Origin of the sequence: Roseobacter weihaiensis (genome assembly GCF_020622345.1) — a bacterium.
Taxonomy (GTDB): domain Bacteria; phylum Pseudomonadota; class Alphaproteobacteria; order Rhodobacterales; family Rhodobacteraceae; genus Roseobacter; species Roseobacter weihaiensis.
This window is the reverse complement of record NZ_JACNMO010000044.1, coordinates 1-18,120: the sequence shown is the minus strand read 5'-3', so window position 1 is coordinate 18,120 and position 18,120 is coordinate 1. Positions and strand designations below refer to the sequence as shown.

The 18,120-nt window shown below is 55.7% G+C and carries 15 protein-coding genes and 1 pseudogene; 11 read left to right on the top strand and 5 right to left on the bottom strand.

What is annotated here, in order from left to right:
• Window positions 1-361: 361 nt before the first annotated feature.
• Both H7847_RS25695 and H7847_RS25690 read right to left on the bottom strand, forming a co-directional pair.
• The gene (locus H7847_RS25695; RefSeq protein ID WP_227272414.1) at window positions 362-751 is read right to left on the bottom strand and encodes a hypothetical protein; all 390 of its coding nucleotides are present in this window, start codon (window positions 749-751) and stop codon (window positions 362-364) included.
• A gap of 308 nt (window positions 752-1,059) precedes the next feature.
• On the bottom strand, window positions 1,060-1,449 hold the full coding sequence (locus H7847_RS25690) for a tautomerase family protein (protein ID WP_227272412.1): 390 nt from the start codon (window positions 1,447-1,449) through the stop codon (window positions 1,060-1,062).
• Between the two features lie 107 nt (window positions 1,450-1,556).
• On the opposite strand from H7847_RS25690, the gene H7847_RS25685 reads away from it, so the two are divergent.
• Window positions 1,557-2,453 (top strand): LysR family transcriptional regulator, encoded by an 897-nt coding sequence (locus H7847_RS25685; RefSeq protein ID WP_227272410.1) that lies wholly within the window; start codon window positions 1,557-1,559, stop codon window positions 2,451-2,453.
• A gap of 309 nt (window positions 2,454-2,762) precedes the next feature.
• Here the strand turns inward: H7847_RS25685 and H7847_RS27315 are convergent, their stop codons facing one another.
• Together H7847_RS27315 and H7847_RS25675 are read right to left on the bottom strand one after the other, a co-directional pair.
• Entirely contained in the window at window positions 2,763-3,221 is a 459-nt protein-coding gene (locus H7847_RS27315; RefSeq protein ID WP_406676042.1) for a LysR substrate-binding domain-containing protein, read from the bottom strand.
• Between the two features lie 4 nt (window positions 3,222-3,225).
• Complete coding sequence (locus tag H7847_RS25675) at window positions 3,226-3,621, bottom strand: LysR family transcriptional regulator (RefSeq protein WP_227272406.1); 396 nt, start codon at window positions 3,619-3,621, stop codon at window positions 3,226-3,228.
• Window positions 3,622-3,780: 159 nt separating this feature from the next.
• Here H7847_RS25675 and H7847_RS25670 point away from each other — a divergent pair, with 159 nt between their 5' ends.
• Window positions 3,781-4,713, top strand: coding sequence for a BKACE family enzyme (locus H7847_RS25670; protein WP_227272404.1), 933 nt, complete (start codon window positions 3,781-3,783; stop codon window positions 4,711-4,713).
• A 175-nt stretch (window positions 4,714-4,888) separates the two neighbouring features.
• Window positions 4,889-5,077, top strand: a pseudogene (locus H7847_RS25665) (transposase); the annotation flags it as partial.
• A gap of 391 nt (window positions 5,078-5,468) precedes the next feature.
• Here the strand turns inward: H7847_RS25665 and H7847_RS25660 are convergent.
• A complete protein-coding gene (locus H7847_RS25660) occupies window positions 5,469-6,605 on the bottom strand; it encodes an NADH:flavin oxidoreductase/NADH oxidase (RefSeq protein WP_227272402.1) in 1,137 nt (378 codons plus the stop codon).
• A gap of 436 nt (window positions 6,606-7,041) precedes the next feature.
• Here H7847_RS25660 and H7847_RS25655 point away from each other — a divergent pair, with 436 nt between their 5' ends.
• The 8 genes from H7847_RS25655 (at window position 7,042) to H7847_RS25620 (ending at window position 17,863) form a co-directional block, all read left to right on the top strand.
• Entirely contained in the window at window positions 7,042-8,622 is a 1,581-nt protein-coding gene (locus H7847_RS25655) for an ABC transporter substrate-binding protein (protein ID WP_227272400.1), read from the top strand.
• Window positions 8,623-8,711: 89 nt separating this feature from the next.
• Window positions 8,712-10,274, top strand: coding sequence for an ABC transporter substrate-binding protein (locus tag H7847_RS25650; RefSeq protein ID WP_227272398.1), 1,563 nt, complete (start codon window positions 8,712-8,714; stop codon window positions 10,272-10,274).
• A 50-nt stretch (window positions 10,275-10,324) separates the two neighbouring features.
• Window positions 10,325-11,305, top strand: coding sequence for an ABC transporter permease (locus H7847_RS25645; protein ID WP_227272396.1), 981 nt, complete (start codon window positions 10,325-10,327; stop codon window positions 11,303-11,305).
• Complete coding sequence (locus tag H7847_RS25640) at window positions 11,305-12,249, top strand: ABC transporter permease (RefSeq protein ID WP_227272394.1); 945 nt, start codon at window positions 11,305-11,307, stop codon at window positions 12,247-12,249. The genes H7847_RS25645 and H7847_RS25640 overlap by 1 nt, the downstream gene beginning before the upstream one ends.
• Window positions 12,249-13,223, top strand: coding sequence for an ABC transporter ATP-binding protein (locus tag H7847_RS25635; RefSeq protein ID WP_227272392.1), 975 nt, complete (start codon window positions 12,249-12,251; stop codon window positions 13,221-13,223). The genes H7847_RS25640 and H7847_RS25635 overlap by 1 nt, the downstream gene beginning before the upstream one ends.
• Complete coding sequence (locus tag H7847_RS25630; protein WP_227272390.1) at window positions 13,223-14,188, top strand: ABC transporter ATP-binding protein; 966 nt, start codon at window positions 13,223-13,225, stop codon at window positions 14,186-14,188. Before H7847_RS25635 ends, H7847_RS25630 begins: the two co-directional genes overlap by 1 nt.
• A gap of 603 nt (window positions 14,189-14,791) precedes the next feature.
• Complete coding sequence (locus H7847_RS25625) at window positions 14,792-17,380, top strand: methyl-accepting chemotaxis protein (RefSeq protein ID WP_227272388.1); 2,589 nt, start codon at window positions 14,792-14,794, stop codon at window positions 17,378-17,380.
• Window positions 17,381-17,395: 15 nt separating this feature from the next.
• Window positions 17,396-17,863, top strand: coding sequence for a chemotaxis protein CheW (locus H7847_RS25620; protein ID WP_227272386.1), 468 nt, complete (start codon window positions 17,396-17,398; stop codon window positions 17,861-17,863).
• The last annotated feature ends 257 nt before the right edge of the window (window positions 17,864-18,120 follow it).

Sequence of the window (18,120 nt, the reverse complement as noted above, 5' to 3'; positions counted from 1 at the left end):
AAGCGGAAATCCATCGGGGCTCGCGGTGACGATATATCGGGCCGCTCACAGAAGCCGGATATACGTCAGCAATCGTGATCCTGAACCAGACCAACCAAAACCGTTGCAATAAGGCGGGGTCCATATACATCCACACACGACATTCGCTGCGACTGCCAAATCGCTTGAGGCACAAACTCACAGATTGCGGGACAAAGTACCCATTTAACTCGATCTAAGATGCATGCGTCGGCTGTTCTTGGTATCAACAAGATTGGTGGCACCAATGGTGGCTTTATGGGCAAGCCGCGAAAAAGTGTCGAAACCGGAGCATCGCAAAACTGACGGTTTGCTGCACTTGACCAGAAAAGCAGCGACTGTGCTAACCCGCATGGCTTACTTGCATAATCATCGTGGCTGAGCAGCCGTCAGGAAACATGGCACTGAAATTTGGATCTTCTGCAGGATTCAGCATCGGGGCCAAATCGATCTCATTCACAACGGAGATCAGGGCGTCACTCTCAACTTTGAGCGTTGAGATGCCTATCTCTCTATCATCCCCATCACGCAATACCTTACCGTTCCAGGTATTGTCATCCGTTTGTGTCCAACCGTACGGCCTGTTTCCATCTTCCAGAAGGTTGGGGTCAAAACGACCACCGAATTCAATTTCTCTCGTGCTTGATTGCCCGATGCTATGCTCAAATTGAGGTAGCACGACAGCGGTGGTCTCAGCCGGACAGGCCTCACTCGACGTGTCAAGGCGCGGCAAGGAAGCCTCTTCGTTTCAGTCAATTACCGCTGACCAGCAGCAATAATTGAGCATGAAACCGGTTAGTCGGGGGCGCAGGCGCAGACGTATTCCGACGCGAGAGCCATTGTGCCCGTCCGATGCTATTAATACTCGGTTCAGACATTTGCTGCTTTCGGTCGGACGAGGAGGTTGGGCTCGAAGGCGACGTCCGACGGTTTCGGTCGGTTGACGGGTGGCAGCCCAAAGCCGACCTCTAAATTTTAACGGTCAATGCCCGGATCGCGGGACAAACTGTGAATTCGCTGCGGTTGCGCCAAAGGCTGCTTTCAGAGTCCGAGAACTTTTTTGACTGAGCCTTGTTCGCTGAACGACCAGTCTATTGGGCCGTTCTCAGTGAGGTAAATAATCGAGTTTTGCGAAGAAAACTCGATCCCTTCCAAGCGCTTTCTGACATCGACATAGAGCGCTTCCTTCTGGTCGTCTGATCGCCCAGACAGCAAGGTGATTTCGATGATGATCGTCGCAGTGACATCCCGTTCCCCAAGGAACGTTGGATGCAGGATCATATCTTCGGGTGCGTAGCGCGTGACAATGCAGAAATAGTCGTCTGGGTTGACCGCGCAGGTTTGTACTAGACTGTCGTGCAGCAGGTCATTGATCTGACGGCAGGTCCGCGCTGGAAGGTTTTCAGGCACATGTAACTTGTTGAGCGGCATAAGTGTTCCTTTGGACAAATCAGAGAGATCAAGAGCATCCTATTATTGCTTTCTTAGCTCGAAAATATCAGAAATTGGGTTTCATATTTGCTTGGATGTCATGAATAATGTTTGAACTAGCCCCTGAAATCGACGCCTTCGTTCGCGTGGTGGAGCGCGGTTCCTTTGCTGCCGTCGCCACCGAAAAAGGGTACACTGCATCTGGAGTGTCTCGCATGATCTCCAGGTTGGAAAACAGTTTGGGAGCCAAGTTGCTCTTCCGCTCTACGAGAAAACTGTCTCTCACACCCGAAGGTGAAGCGTTTCTGCCCCACGCGCAGCGCATCCTAGAAGCTATTGAACTGGCCGGGGCCGAACTTTCAAACTCGACCGGATCACCACGCGGACATATTAGGATCAACTGCGGAACAGCTTTTGCCAATCACAAGCTGGCACCGATTTTGCCAGAATTCGCAAAAACTCATCCCAATGTTTCACTCGACGTTGCCGTAACGGACCAGCGCGTTGACCCTGTTTCCAGTCAAGCCGACGTCACCATCCGCGTCGGTGACCTCGTGGACAGCGGTCTGGTGGCAATCCCGTTAGGGCATGTTGCTCGCATCATCGCGGCAAGTCCAGATTACATCTCTATGCGTGGCATGCCGCGTGAGGCTTCTGATTTGCTTAATCACAATTGCTTGCTGTTGAGAGGCTTTCCCAATCAGGCATCGTGGCCGTTTGTCGAGAATGGAAAGCATATCAAGGTAACTGTCGCTGGAACCATCACATCAGATAGCGCCGAAACGCTATTGTGCGCCGCTGTGGCGGGTACCGGTATTATACGGCTTGGCGACTTTTTGGGTGCAGAAGCGCTGGCATCCTGTCAGCTCTGCTCGATCCTCACCGACACGCACATTCGGTCTGAGCAACCCATCAACGCGCTGGTGCAGCCTGGCCGTCAGTCCTTGCCAAGGGTACGGGCTTTGCTCGATTTTCTCAAATCAAAAATTGAAACGTGTTGCTGAAAGCATTGGAGACAATTGTTCAATGCGCAACATCTTTCATATCGGGCTTACAGCAGCCATCTGGTCAATTCCATCAGGATTTCTAGAAGCTAGGTTGCCCTAAGGGTCGGTAGTGTGGGGCTTCCTTGCCATTCTCTTCGACAGCGTGAATGCTCGTTTTTTCTTCAGACTATGCCCCAATCTGACGTTCGGCCCAGAACGGTCTGTCCCGAGCAGCAACGACCCTTTTGTTTGACACTGGGACCTTGCCGATGAGCGCTCTATGGCTTTCGACCGTCTGCTGTCGTATCGAAGAACGCCACACGCGACCTATGCGTTTGCGACACCTCGAAATGCGGCCGCAAGTCTTGCCATAGCATCGTGCGCACGCCCACTTCCAACCCGAGAGTGCAGCAAGACCGGCAAACGTGGTAGCTCAGGCAATCCCAACTTCTCGCCAACATCCAGCGCGCCGAGGGGCAGCATCCGTTTTGCCAAGGCGGAGACTCCCAAGCCCGCCGTGACCGCTGCAGAAACCGCAGCAACACCGCCACCTACAAATGCCTCAGTCCACGATACGCCAGCCTCATCTAGAACCTGTCCCGCCATAACGCGGACGCCGCATGGTTCGGCGAGCGTCGCAAGCGGCAGTGGCTCGCCCGCCCGGTGCTGCCAAGTCGGAGAGGCGTACCAACCGAACCTCTCGTGGGCGAGTACCTCGCCGTCGGTTCGACCGACGTGAAGACGGACAATAACCGCATCGAGCTCGCGCCGGTCGAAGCTCTGCAACAAATCACCTGAGGAGCCGATCCGTACCTCGATCAAGAGCTGTCGGTCCTGATCTTTCCATCCGGGCGATCAGCGCCGGGAGTTCCGGGCCAGCCACGTGATCGCTGATCCCTATCGCCAAGCGCTCCCGCGAGGCGGCGATGGTCGCTGTTGCCCTATCGTGGACCGCCAGCAGCTCATGGGCATTATGCAGGAACGCTCCGCCCTGCGAAGACAATTGTACATGCCGGGGAGTACGGTCAACGAGACGGCAGTCCAAACGCTCTTCGAGCCGCTTCAGCTTCAGGCTCACGGCGGACTGGGTCATCTGGCAGGCGTCGGCGGCGCGGGTGAAACTACCCAGTTCTGCGATGTGCACAAAAGCCTGCACTGCGTCGAGATCGAGGCGGCGGATTACCATTTCATTTCCTTATCACTGAAGTCATCATTTATCGTATTCTGCAATATATATCGATCAGCTATGGTGAACCAGACATCTTTGAGCCTGTGCCCGCATGCATCCATCTGGCGCACCATGCCTGATTAAGATGATTGCGAATTGACGCGTTTGGAAGAGTGTATGCCGAAGTCTGTTATCATCACCTGCGCGCCGACGGGGGGCATTCACACACCAACCATGACGCCGCATCTACCGATAACCCCAGCTGACATAGCAACCGCGTCGATTGAAGCAGCAGAGGCCGGGGTATCTATCATCCATCTTCACGCGCGCGATCCGGAAACGGGTAAGCCAGATGCTCGGCCAGAGACCTTTAAGCAATTTCTTCCTGTTATCAAACAAGCTACTGACGCCGTGCTGAACATCACCACGGGCGGCGGCCTTGGGATGACAATGGAAAAACGTCTTCGCGCGGCTGTCGCCGCCAGCCCTGAGATGGCGTCCCTCAACATGGGGTCAATAAATTTCGGGATTTTCCCGCTACTGGAAAAATACTCAGGCTGGAAACACGACTGGGAAGCTCCGTTTCTAGAGATGACCAAAGACTACATTTTCCCGAATCCCTTCGCGACTATCGAGTATGCGTTGAAAGAGCTTGGAGACAGGCACGGCACGAGATTCGAGTTTGAGTGCTACGATATTGGCCACCTCCATAACTTTGCCTGGTTTGTGGACAAGGGGCTGGTGAAGCCGCCGTTCTCTATCCAAATGGTATTTGGCATCCTCGGGGGGATGGGCGCGGATCCGGCCCATTTGACGCATATGCATCATACTGCCGACAAGTTGTTCGGCGCAGAAAGCTACGAATGGTCCGTGCTAGCAGCGGGACGTCACCAAATGCCCTTCGCCACCCAGTCGGCAATGCTGGGAGGGAACCTGCGCGTCGGCTTGGAGGACTCGATCTACATAGGTCCCGGTGAACTCGCGAAATCCAACGCTGAGCAAGTCCGCAAGATCAGAAGCATCATCGAAAACCTTGGGCTGCGTGTTGCAACGCCTGACGAGGCCCGCAAGCGCCTGGACCTAAAAGGTGGCGACATGGTGAATTTCTAAGTTTTGGCGAGACGGCCCACTTTCCACTCAAACGATGCACCAACCCTAAGTGAAAGGACCAAACATGCCCTTTGTTTACATATCGCTTCGCAAAGGAAAATCCGACACCTACCGCCAAGCGCTCATCGATGGCGGCTTGGCCCGACTAGCTGCCAAGTCTCCCTTCACCCCCAAGGCCCAGGCCAAACGCAAAAAGGTTGAGATGCTCTTCGCTCACCTCAAACGCATTCTCGGCCTCGGGCGGCTCAGACTTCGAGGGCCATGCGGTGTGAGGGACGAATTTACGCTCGCAGCAATCGCTCAGAACCTCCGAAAACTCGCAAAACTAAGACCCAAGACGCGCGAAACGAGGAGCGCGATATGATCTGAAACGGCAAAACGACAGACCAACAAGCCGCCCAGTGCAACGGGCGGAACAAGAAGCTTGCGATTGAAGTTGCCAAGCAGGCAAAACCTCAAATCTCGGCGACTTCTTCAATAAAATAGGCTCGTTCCAGACATTAGATCGACCGCAGCATCTTCGACTTTAGTGGCCCCTACTCTTATGCAGATTTGCGGGCCTCCGCCTCGCAAATCTGCCACGTGGCGAACGCGGTGGGCTGCGTCCTCCCCCTTAAAAAAGGGCTGTCTGCCACCTGCCCTTCGGCATCGTATGCTGTGGCGCGTAGCGATGACGGCGCACCGCCTTGCAATCGCGTGATGGAAAAAGCGAAGCGGAGGTTTCCTTCTCCCCACCAAATAGCGCTTTTCTCGTCTCATCGAAGCCCGAGTTTGCGTAACAACCGGTCCCGTTTCATCAACCACCAACCAGCCTCAATCGGCCAGAGTGAGTGTGCCTCGTTGTCGCCCAGTTTTGCGGCGGCATGCAAAGGCCAATTGGGATCATCGAGCAACTCTCGGGCGAGTGCCACCATATCTGCCTTGCCTGACGCCAAAAGCGCTTCACAAAAATCCGCGTTCCACAGAAAACCAACAGCCATTGTGGCAATACCTGCTTCTTTGCGAACCTGTGCCGCAAAGGGGGATTGAAATCCTTCCTTAATGACCATCCGGCGCGGGCGTTCCTTGCCGCCAATCCCCCCGCTCGAACAATCAATGAGATCGACGCCATGCGCCTTCAGCACCCGGGCGGTTTGCACCGTATCTGCGATTTCGATCCCTCCCTCGATCCAATCCGTCGCCGAAAGACGAAAAGCGAGAGGATAGTGTTCAGGCCAGTTTGCGCGAATTGACTTGGCCACTTCAATCGCAAAGCGCCGGCGGTTTTCGGCGCTTCCGCCCCACCTGTCCGAGCGGTGGTTCGAGAGTGGTGACAGGAATTGATGGACCAAAAAACCATGTGCGGCATAGACTTCGATCATCTTGAACCCAGCCTCCATGGCCCGACGGGCCGCATCGCCAAAGGCTTGAATGACCCTGCCGATATCGTCCTCAGACATTTCCGAGGGTGTGGGCCAGCCATCTGCATAGGGGAGAGCCGAGGGTGCGCAGGGCGGCCACGGCCCCTCGTTTCTCTCTGTGACATCTTCGTGGTCAACAGGTGTTTCCCCGTGCCAGGGGCGGCGTTCAGAGGATTTACGTCCGGCATGGCTGAGTTGAATGCCGGGCACGGCGCCTTCGCGATGAATGAAATCAGCAATGGGTTTCAGCCTTGCGATCTGTGCATCATCCCAAAGACCCAGATCACCATGGGTACGCCGGCCCTCCCGCTCAACGGCCGTTGCCTCGGCATAAACCAACCCTGCGCCACCGATGGCAAAGCGCCCAAGATGAACCGTATGCCAGTCGTTTGCATACCCATCGCGGGTCCGATACTGGCTCATGGGTGAAACTGCGATGCGGTTCTTGAAGGTTATCTCACGCAACGTGATTGAAGAAAACAGTTCAGCCATAAGAAGCGCGCCCACATTTTTGGTTAGGATTCAGCAGACTTAGCAAACCTGCGGAATCCATAGAAGCAGTTTATGCCTCACTGACGTTTTCCTGAACTTGGAAGTCAAAACAGGCAATCGCACACAGTGCAAATGTTGCAATGCTGCCTCAGGGCCGATTTCGGACGCACCGCTTCGACCAATCCATCTGACCCGAATTCAACGCGGTCAAGGGTCCAAACCGGTCCCTGTCAACCTTGGAGTCACCACACCCCAGCTGCCTGAAAGCCGACATTGGCTTCGGACCGGCGGTAACAAATACTCAAAATGATCCCAAGAATTATAACGCACCACTTCAAAAAATCGAAATTTGGCTGAACAAGTCAGCGAAGGCCTTGCCATTGGCGGAAAATGGGCCAAGCTGCGAGCCGCAAAATAACATAAATGGGGAAACTAGATGAAACCGACAATCGCACTGACCGTCGCCGCTTTGCTGCTTACCACAGCCGCGCCACTCAGCGCGGAAACATTGCGTTGGGCGCGCTCCGGCGATGCGTTGACGCTTGATCCGCATTCACAAAACGAAGGCCCGACGCACACGATCCGCCACCAGATGTACGAACCCCTGGTCATTCGCGATGTATCAGGCGCATTTGAAGCGGCGCTCGCTACGGATTGGGCACCAAAGGACGATGATCCAAACGTCTGGGTCTTTAACCTGCGCGAAGGCGTAAAATTCCACGACGGCGCGGATTTCACTTCTGAGGATGTCGTGTTCAGCTTTGAGCGCGCCAAGCAGCCCAATTCGGATATGAAAGAGCTGATCGGGTCCATCACCGAAGTGCGCGCGGCTGGAGACTATTCGGTCGAGATCGTGACAGACGGGCCGAACCCGATCCTGCCCTCAAACCTGACCAACCTCTTTATAATGGACAAAGACTGGACGGAGGCGAACAACGCCGTCAACGTTCAGGATTTTGAAGGGGGCGAGATCACCTTTGCAACCACAAACGTCAACGGGACCGGCCCTTTTGTGCTGACCAGCCGCGAACCTGACGTGAAAACCGTGATGACGCGTAACGAATCCTATTGGGGCAGGGATCAGTTCCCCATGGAAGTGAGCGAAATCATCTACACTCCCATCCAGAATGCGGCGACCCGTGTGGCGGCCATGCTGTCGGGTGAGATTGATTTCCTGCAGGACATGCCTGTCCAGGATCTTGAGCGTGTGAATGCCGCAGACGGGTTGGTGGTCAAGCAGGCACCGCAAAACCGCGTGATCTTCTTTGGCATGAACCAGGGGGCCGATGACATTGAGGCGGATAATATCGATGGGGCCAACCCGCTGGCCGATGTGCGTGTGCGCAAGGCGATGTCGATGGCCATCAACCGGGATGCGATCCGTCAAGTTGTGATGCGCGGACAAAGCGCCCCTGCGGGCATGATCGCTCCTCCATTTGTGAACGGCTGGACGGCGGAGATGGACGCAGAATCCTCCACTGACATCGAAAAGGCCAAGGCCCTGATGGCCGAGGCAGGATATGCCGATGGTTTCTCAATCCGGCTTGATTGCCCAAATGACCGTTACATAAACGACGAAGGCATCTGTCAGGCCGCTGTCGGCATGTTGGGCCAGATCGGCGTTACGGTGAACCTCGACGCCAAGCCAAAGGCCCAGCACTTTCCCTTGATCACGGATGGCAAAACCGACTTCTACATGCTGGGCTGGGGCGTGCCGACATACGATTCAGAATATGTGTTTAACTTCCTCGTGCACAGTCGTGAAGCCGAGATCGGCACATGGAACGGAACAGGCTACGCGAATGCCGATCTGGACGCCATGATCAAATCGCTGGCCTCCAACACCGACCTGGACGCACGCAACGCCGATATCGCCAAGATCTGGCGGGTTGTGCAGGATGAGCAGCTCTATATCCCGGTCCACCACCAGGTTCTGAACTGGGGGATGTCGGAAAGAGTTGGCATCGAGGTCGATCCAGAAGATCAGCCAAAGGTAAAATACTTCACCATGCAGTAACCCCGTAACGGCGCGCCGGACCGCCTGGCGCGCCGCAGTCTTTCATGAACCGGCGAAGTCATGGGCCTTGACCCAGCTAAGGAAGTCAGATGTTACGCAAGTTAAGCTATGCCGCTCTCATTGCCGCATTTGCCCCTGCCGCATATGCGGAGGAGTTTACCTGGGCCGTCACGACCGATCCACAAACAATGGACCCGCATGCGGTCAATTCCGCCCCGGTCCTGGGCTTCCTGAACAACGTCTACGAAGGTCTGGTGCGGCGCGGTCAGGATATGGCCATTGAGCCTGCGCTCGCGACAAGCTGGGAACTGATTGGCGCCGGGGAAGGCTGGCGCTTCAATCTCAGGGAAGGTGTCACCTTCCAGGATGGGGCTGCATTCACAGCGCAAGACGTGCTCTTTTCCTATGAACGCGCCGCAAGCGAAGAGGCGGACACAAGCAGCTGGTTCTCGCCGGTATCAGAGGTCGTCGTTGTCGATGATTTCACGGTCGACATCATGACCACGTCCCCAAATCCGATTTTCCCCGACAGTATTGCCAACTGGATGATCATGGACAGCGGTTGGGCAGAGGCAAACGACGCGGTACGCCCGAACCCGGATGGCAACTACGCCACGCTGAACACCAATGGCACGGGGGCCTTTTCCATCACAAACCGTGAGCCGGGCCTGCGCACGGTTCTGGAGCCGCACGCTGACTGGTGGGGCGAGGCCGCGCATAACATCACCCGCGCCGAGCTGACGCCGATCCAGAACCCAGCCACTGCCCTGGCGGCGCTCTTGTCGGGGGACGTTGATTTCATCAACCCGGTGCCGGTGCAGGATGTCGCGCGCCTGAAAAATCATGCAAATGTCAAAGTGATCCAAGGCATTGAGGCCCGTGTGATCATGCTGGGCTTTCCGCATGAGGCGGAGGCGCTGAAATACTCTGCCGAGACCACGCAAGCAAACCCCTTTGCTGATCCGCGTGTCCGTCGTGCGGTGGCCCATGCGATCAACGTACCCGCGATCTTGCAAACGACCATGCGTGGCACCGCGGAAGCCGTGAACCAGCTCGTCAGCCCGGCGATGCGCGGCTATTCTGACACACTGGGTGGCGAGGCGGTCTTTGACCAGGCCGCGGCGCGCGGGCTTTTGGCTGAGGCTGGATATGCGGATGGTTTTTCCTTTGGCCTGAAATGCCCGAACGACCGCTATCTGAACGACGAGGCTGTCTGTCAGGCGATCACCGCAATGCTGGCGCAGGTCGGCATGCGCGCCACGCTGGACGCGATGCCGGTACAGAACTACTGGCCTGAATTGCGCGCCGATAACTATGACATGTATCTGTTGGGATGGTCGCCCGGTACGTTTGACGCCGAACACCCCATCCGCTTTCTCGCCTCCACACCGAACGAGGAAAAACGTCTGGGAAGCTGGAACTTTGGCGGCTATTCCAATGCGCGCGTCGATGAATTGCTCCCGATCATCCAATCGGAGGTTGATGATCTCAAGCGTCAGGCGATGCTCGATGAGGTTGCGCAGATCTTGCAGGATGAGACAGCCTATGTGCCGCTTTACGTGCAGCCCCTTGTCTGGGGTGCGCGCGCCAATATCGATCTGGTGCAACGCCCGGACAACTTCTTTATCCTGCGATGGGTCACTGTTAACTAAGACCACCTGGAGGGCCGCAGAGGCTTTCCAGCCATTGGGAATACACCATTATGCTAGCCTATATCATCCGACGCATCGTGCAGTCCGCGCTTGTCTTGCTGGTCGTGGGGCTGACGGCGTTTTCGATGTTTCGCTTCGTTGGCGATCCGATTGACAACATGTTGGGGCAGGAACGCACAGCCGCGGATATTGAGCGGTTGCGCGAGCAGCTTGGTCTCGATCAATCGTTTCCCGTGCAATACTTCAAATTCCTGCAGGAGGCCGCGCAGGGAAACTTTGGGATGAGCTACAGACAAGGAAGGCCGGTGGCCGAAATCCTGATGGAACGCGCGCCCGCCACGCTTGAACTTGCAGCGGTTTCCGGGGCTCTCGCCATTATATTTGGTATCGCCTTCGGTGTTTTCACAGCGATCCGGCGCAACGGGTTCCTGGCCAATTTCATCATGTCCGCCTCTCTTGTCGGCGTCTCCCTCCCGACATTCCTGATCGGGATACTCCTGATCTACATCTTCTCGGTCGAACTGGGATGGCTGCCCAGTTTCGGACGCGGGGACACGGTACAGATCGGCGGTTGGTCAACGGGGTTGCTGACGGCCACAGGGCTCAAGGCTTTGATTTTGCCTTCGATCACGCTTGGCCTCTATCAGATGACGTTGATTATGCGGCTGGTGCGGTCCGAGATGCTTGAGGTTCTGCGCCAGGACTATATCCGCTTTGCCCGCGCCCGCGGGCTGCACGACAGGGCGATCAATTTTCGGCACGCGTTGAAAAACACAATGGTGCCCGTGATCACCGTTATCGGCTTGCAGCTTGGCGCAATCATCGCCTTTGCGATTATCACCGAAACGGTGTTCCAGTGGCCGGGCGTGGGCCTTTTGTTCATCAACGCGGTGCAATTTGTCGACATCCCCGTCATGGCGGCATACCTCATGCTGATCTCGGTGATGTTCGTGGGAATCAACCTGATCGTGGATATCCTTTATTTCTTCATCGACCCGCGTCTGCGCGTTGACCGTGCAGGAGGACACTGATGACTGACATGCCATTAAAACCGGCACAGCAATCGCGGCTGCGCATTTTTCTCGACAGCGATATTTTTTACATGTTCAAGAAGTCGCCCGTTGCGATCCTGTCCACAATCGTCGTCGCGATCCTCGTGCTGTCAGCCGTTTTTGCGCCGCTCATCGCACCCACGAACCCGTTTGATCCCGCGTCGCTCAACCTGATGAATGGCTTCACGGGGCCAATGACACCGAATGCTTTCACCGGCGACAGCTTCTTACTCGGCACCGATGACCAGGGGCGCGATGTCTTCTCAACCATCCTCTACGGGATGCGCGTGTCGCTCTTTGTCGGGGTGGCCGCCGTCCTGTTTGCCATGGTGCTGGGTATCACCTTGGGGCTGATCTCAGGCTATGTTGGCGGGTGGACAGAGACCATCATCATGCGCACCGCCGATGTGCAGCTGACCTTTCCATCGATCCTTGTGGCGATGTTGATTTTTGGTGTCGCCAAAGGCTTCACACCAGTTGAGTACCGTGACCAGATGGCGATCTGGGTGCTGATCCTGGCGATCGGTCTGAGCGACTGGGTGCAGTTTGCCCGTGTCGTGCGCGGGGCAACGCTGGTGGAAAAGCGCAAGGAATACGTGGAGGCTGCCCGTCTGATCGGACGTACCCCATTTGCCATCATGCTGCGTCACATCCTGCCCAACGTCCTGTCGCCCGTGTTGGTGATCGCCACGATCTCGCTCGCATTGGCAATCATCGCCGAAGCCACGCTGAGCTTTCTTGGCGTGGGGGCACCGGCCACGCAGCCATCGCTGGGCACATTGATCCGCATTGGGCAGGGGTTCCTTTTCTCAGGGGAATGGTGGATTTTGCTCTTCCCCGCTGTCACACTTTTGGTACTTGCACTGAGCGTTAATCTGCTGGGCGACTGGCTGCGCGATGCGCTGAACCCGAGGTTGCGCTGATGTCTGATACTGTTTTGTCGATCAGGGAACTGTCGGTTGAAATTCCCACCCACACTGGGATCGTCAAGCCTGTTGACGGTGTCAGCTATGACATCTGTGCGGGCGAGATTTTGGGAATTGTCGGCGAAAGCGGTGCGGGCAAATCCATGGCGGGCAATGCTGTGATCGGCCTGTTGAGTCCGCCCGCTCACATTGCGGCGGGCGAAATCTGGTTGAATGGAAGTCGCATTGACGCGCTCGAAGGTGAAGACATGCGCCGCCTGCGTGGCAAGCAGATCGGTATGGTGTTTCAAGATCCTCTCACCTCGTTAAACCCGCTCTTGAGCATCGGCGATCAACTGACAGAGACGATGCTGACCCATCTCGACATCAGCCGTGGCGAGGCGGACAGGAGGGCGATTGCCGCACTGGAAGAGGTTGGCATCCCCGGCGCCGCCGAACGCATCGACAGCTACCCGCATGAATTCAGCGGCGGCATGCGGCAGCGCGTAGTGATTGCGTTGGCCCTCTGCGCGGAACCCTCGCTGATCATCGCTGACGAACCAACAACAGCGCTGGACGTGTCCGTACAGGCACAGATCATTGCCCTTCTCAAGCGGCTGTGCCGTGATCGGGGTACTGCGGTGATGCTGATTACCCATGATATGGGCGTAATTGCAGAGGCCGCGGACCGCGTTGGCGTTATGTATGCAGGGCGTTTGGTAGAACTTGGCGCGGTCCGTGATGTATTGACCGCCCCCCAACATCCGTACACCCACGGTCTGATGGCCTCCACACCGTTGGCGTCGCAGGGCAAGGCGCGGCTGCACCAGATTGAAGGCGCGATGCCAAGGCTGAACAAGGTCCCCGAAGGCTGTCCGTTTCATCCCCGTTGCGCGTACGCCCGGGACAAATGCCGCGTGGCGCCAGGCCCGAAGATCGCAGATGGCCGGACGGCGTGTTGGTTCCCACTGGTTGCGGAAAAGGCATCTTGATGGCACTGATTTCTGTAAAAGCCCTGACCCGCGTCTTTGACGCGTCCAAACCTTGGTTGAACCGCGTGATCGAACGGCGCGGGAAATCCTTTCTGACCGCCGTTTCAGATGTGGATTTCGAGGTCGCTGAACGCAGCACCTATGCGCTTGTCGGGGAAAGTGGGTCGGGGAAATCAACGATCGGGCGCATGCTGGTCGGGCTTCTGACCCCTACGTCGGGCACGGTTGAGATCAATGGCGTGAACCTCGCCACCGAAACAGACGCCCGCAAGATCGATGTGATCCGATCTGACATTCAGATGATTTTTCAAGACCCCTTTGCCTCGCTCAACCCGCGATGGCGGGTGGGTGATATCATTGTGGAACCCGTCGTGGCGCGGGGGGGGGATGCAAGTGGTTTGGCCGAAAAGCTGTTGGAACAAGTCGGTCTTTCGGCACTGGACGCGGGCAAATTCCCGCATGAGTTCTCAGGCGGTCAGCGCCAAAGGATTTGCATCGCCCGTGCTTTGTCCTCCGAGCCCAAACTGATCGTGTGCGACGAGCCTACATCGGCGCTTGATGTGTCGGTGCAGGCGCAGGTTCTGAATTTGATGAGTGATCTCAAGGACAACTACGGGCTGACATATGTGTTGATCAGCCATGATCTGACAGTGGTGCAACATATGGCGGATCGCATTGGCGTGCTTTACCTTGGCCGCTTGGTTGAAGAGGCAAGCCCCGAAGACCTGTTCGCCAGAACCAAACATCCCTACACCAAAATGTTGCTTGAGGCAGCGCCACGCATGGACGGTTTTGGCCGCGAGGCCGAACTGCCGGAAGGCGAGATCCCAGACCCCATAAACCCGCCAACCGGCTGCGCATTCCATCCGCGCTGTCCGATTTCCACCGATATCTGCAGAACGGAACGGCCACCAATGCGCAGTCTGAACAAGACGCGTGTGGCGTGCCATTTGGCAGAGGAGTGAAATGGAGCGCCGGCGCTTATCGGGTCTTCAAGCAGATGGTGATGTTGCGCAAACCGACCGGGGCTACCAAGGCCGGGGCCTTGACACGATGTCTTCGCCGAACGGTTCTGTCGATCCCTGGAACCCGAATGGGTTTGTCTGCATGCATCGGACATCGGACCAAATGCAAGGGCCGATGTCAGGAAATGGATGGGCTTTCACATTCACAAGCGCGCCCCTCTTCCCCATTTGGCGGGCGACCAACCCAAACTGTCCCATGGGCGTTGACGTCAGACATGGGCGCGCAACAAGACTGATGTACCACCGCGACCGTGTTTTGGCTTGAGGGTCATATGATCTTTCGCGCTGTGCGGCTCATCCTGCTCGCCCATCCACGCGGCTGGAAACTCTTATCCGGTCCGCAGTTCAGGGCAGCAAAAATGCCTAAAAGCTTAGGGCAGGTGCACCGCAATCATCAGCAACCGGCACGTAACCTTCCCTCCATGAGGGTAAATCCGGTTATTTTGGAAGCGATCCGGTCAAATGGTCGGTCTGGTTTACGTCATCTTAGTCTTTTCATGTTCAATCGGATTAAATTTTTAAACCAAAGAGACTGGGGTCGCTATGTTAACGAACTTGAACATTGGTGCAAAGACAACCATCGGCATATCCGCATTGATCGCCTTTGGTATCGGTGTCGTTGTCGTAAGTATTCTTTCCATAAATAGGATCGAGGATACGCTAAACCAAATCACGGACGTCGCGGCCCCGACGGTCGAAACAGCCGCCGATGTCACCTTCTTCGTCAAAGAAGCGCATAAAATCAGCATCGAAATTCTGGCTGATGAGGAAATCGCAGATATTGATGAGCGCATTGAGCTCTTTGAAGAAACTATTCAGCAGTATAATGGCGCGATTGCAGAACTCGATGAGATCGTAACCGATCCGGTTGTTCAAACGACATTGGAAGAAAGTACAGGCGAATGGGCTTCGTTCTACGACAAAGCGACGACCATGTTCGCCGCACATATCACCGAACTGGAAGAGGAGTTGAAAGCGCGGGAGCTTTTGGCGGAATTTGAAGTTGTCGGAACGTCCCTGATTGCTCGTTTGGCCGAGATCGCCAATACCCAGGAAAACGAGATGCAGGCGGCGGAAAACCGTGCAGACGAACTTGCCGGAATCCCAACGACAACGGCCAGGCAGCTAAATGATTTGATTGGTGAACTTTTCGAAGTCGATTATCCCGCTTATGAGGCAGCGGTTCAGCTTCAATTGATCGTGGCCGTGCTGGAGGGGGCTGCACGTGAATACATGGCTTCCGAAAATCCAGACGGGCTGGAAGCAATCCGCGCAGAATTCACAGATGCCTATGCCTTGGTGGCGCCGCAATTCGCTGTCTTGACCGAGCGCTCAGAAAGTGATGCGGAACGTCAAGAAATTGCGGAATTGGAAAGAGACCTCAAAGCTTGGGTCGAGAATGCCCAGTCAGATGAACAGCTTTTCGATACCCATCGCGACATGTTGGGCGCAGAGTTCGAAGCTGATCGGCTGGCAGAGGAAATGAATTCCGCGGCCGCAGTTTTGATCGAGACACTTGATACCGTCGCCAATGCGGCGGACGCTGTCAGCGATGGCGCCGACGATATGGCAGCCCAGCAAGTGCGGGCCTCGCAAATTACCATGCTTAGCCTGCTGGCTGGTATGATTGCCGTTGGGGCCGCTATTGGATTTGTAAATACACGCTTTATCAGTCGACCGATCCAGAAGCTGACAGACACAATGGAACTTGTGTCCTCGGGTGATCTGTCAACGGAGCTTGAACGCACGGAGCGCACGCATGAAATTGGCAAAATGACCAATGCAATGGTTGTATTCCTAGAGAATTCGAGAAAAGCGCGCGACCTCGACGCCAGCCTTAAAGCCAAAGAAAAAGAAGAAGCTGCGCTGCAGAAAGAGACGGCAGAACGCGAAGCGGCGCGTGAGGCAGAACTTGCGCAAGAAAAAGAGGCCCGTGAAAAGGCTGCTGCTGCAGAGCGCGCCGAAATGATGCGTACTCTGGGGGAATCGATTGGGACTGTCGTCAGCCAAGCGAAAGTCGGAAACTTCTCCTCGCGGGTGGAGGCAAAATTCGATGATGAAACTCTCGCGACATTGTCCTCCAATGTGAATGAGTTGCTGGATGCTGTCGACTCTGGGATTGGTGCGGCTGGCGCGACGCTGGCACGGATTGCACAGGGTGATTTGACACAAGCGATGGACGGAAACTTCCAGGGGGCTTTCAAAGATCTCCAGAATAACACCAATTCCATGATCGACTCGCTCAAAGAGCTTATTGGTGGCATTGCTGGGAGTACGGAGAGCCTTGCGCATTCGTCGTCAGAACTCCGTGACACATCGGACTCACTCTCGAGACAGACCGAGCAGAACGCCGCCTCCTTGGAGGAGACGTCAGCCGCGCTCGAAGAGCTATCGGCAAGCATCAAACAGGTGGAGCAGAATATATCGAGCGCCAATGACAACGCACGCGTCGCCAGCGACTCCGCAAAAAATGGTAGCGCTGTTGCGGTGGAAGCAGCTGAAGCTATGAACCGTATAAATGAAGCTTCCGGTGAAATCTCCAAAGTCGTAGGCGTCATCAATGATATTGCGTTCCAGATCAATCTCTTGGCGCTTAATGCTGGAGTAGAAGCGGCGCGCGCCGGTGATGCAGGTCGGGGCTTCTCTGTCGTGGCTTCAGAGGTGCGGCAGCTGGCGCAACGTGCCAGCGAGGCCTCAGGTGAGATCGCTGAGGTCATATCGCGGAGCGACACGGCCGTTTCAGATGGGGTGGAAAAGGTGAAGGATGCTGAGATTTCGCTACAGAAAATTTCAGAGAGTGTCATTGATGTATCGAGCAGCATTGAAGGCGTTGCACAGGCAATCTCCGAGCAGGCGAACGGTATTAGTGAAATCAACACCGCAGTCTCGCAAGTCGACCAAAACACGCAAAAGCAAGCGGCTTCTTTTGAAGAGGTCGCTGCAACAAGCAAGCTGCTTTCAAACGAGGCAGAGGGCCTCAAAACATCGACCGCGCGCTTTAAAACGGGAAGTGAGGTCGTGGCGTTGAGATCTGATCCCACGCCGCCTGCGCCTTTGCCTGAGAGGAAATTGGCGGCGTCGTCTGCGGCAGGAAATCTGGCGCAGAACCTTGATGGCTGGGACGAGTTTTGAACGGAGAACTGACCGGTGGAAAATGAAAGTGCAAACCTGAGCCATGGCAGCGAAGAACATCTTGCTTTTGATGTAGGAGGGCAGAGTTACGCGATTGCCATTGCCTCGGTGCGTGAAATCCGCGGGTGGACTGAACCTTCAAGCATGCCGGACGCCGAGGCTTACATAATGGGTGTAATCAATCTCAGAGGGGAAGTGCTGCCATTGATGAACCTTGCGGCCAAACTTGGTTTGGAAACCCCTGAAATCAACGAACGCAGTGTTATCATCGTTGTCGAGATTGGCAAGCAGACGGTCGGGTTACTGGTTGATTCAGTGTCGAACATCATTGCACCCTCGGCAGACGAGATTAAAGAACCGCCGGAGGCCGCAAGAAACGGCGGCAACAGCTACGTATCTGCCCTCACTCTGGTTGAGGAAGAGATCGTGAGAATTCTTGATCTCAGCCCGGTATTGCCAAAAGTGTCATTGGACGCGGCTTGAAGGGGATCCTATAAAAAGGCCATGGCAATTCTCTGCGAGCCAAAATCCATGAGGTTTCGGCTTATCAAAAAACACAGCGATAGCTTTTAGACGGGGCGGCGATCCGTGGCCTTCTGCCGGTTTTGTGGGTACCGAGCTAAGGTGTTTATGCAACTGGAGCATTTACATGACGAGAAGCATGTTCCGCAGTGAGTTCAAGCAGGAAGCGGTGGAATTGGTGACGAAGCGTGGTGTCAGTGCGGCACAAGCTTCGAGGG

Excerpts from the sequence above, each read along its gene's own strand:
- H7847_RS25645 (WP_227272396.1), top strand. The coding sequence starts at position 10,325 with ATGCTAGCCTATATCATCCGACGCATCGTGCAGTCCGCGCTTGTCTTG.
- H7847_RS25635 (WP_227272392.1), top strand. The coding sequence starts at position 12,249 with ATGTCTGATACTGTTTTGTCGATCAGGGAACTGTCGGTTGAAATTCCC.
- H7847_RS25685 (WP_227272410.1), top strand. The coding sequence starts at position 1,557 with ATGTTTGAACTAGCCCCTGAAATCGACGCCTTCGTTCGCGTGGTGGAG.
- H7847_RS25660 (WP_227272402.1), bottom strand. The coding sequence starts at position 6,605 with ATGGCTGAACTGTTTTCTTCAATCACGTTGCGTGAGATAACCTTCAAG.
- H7847_RS25655 (WP_227272400.1), top strand. The coding sequence starts at position 7,042 with ATGAAACCGACAATCGCACTGACCGTCGCCGCTTTGCTGCTTACCACA.
- H7847_RS25625 (WP_227272388.1), top strand. The coding sequence starts at position 14,792 with ATGTTAACGAACTTGAACATTGGTGCAAAGACAACCATCGGCATATCC.
- H7847_RS25650 (WP_227272398.1), top strand. The coding sequence starts at position 8,712 with ATGTTACGCAAGTTAAGCTATGCCGCTCTCATTGCCGCATTTGCCCCT.
- H7847_RS25675 (WP_227272406.1), bottom strand. The coding sequence starts at position 3,621 with ATGGTAATCCGCCGCCTCGATCTCGACGCAGTGCAGGCTTTTGTGCAC.
- H7847_RS25670 (WP_227272404.1), top strand. The coding sequence starts at position 3,781 with ATGCCGAAGTCTGTTATCATCACCTGCGCGCCGACGGGGGGCATTCAC.
- H7847_RS25630 (WP_227272390.1), top strand. The coding sequence starts at position 13,223 with ATGGCACTGATTTCTGTAAAAGCCCTGACCCGCGTCTTTGACGCGTCC.
- H7847_RS25640 (WP_227272394.1), top strand. The coding sequence starts at position 11,305 with ATGACTGACATGCCATTAAAACCGGCACAGCAATCGCGGCTGCGCATT.
- H7847_RS25690 (WP_227272412.1), bottom strand. The coding sequence starts at position 1,449 with ATGCCGCTCAACAAGTTACATGTGCCTGAAAACCTTCCAGCGCGGACC.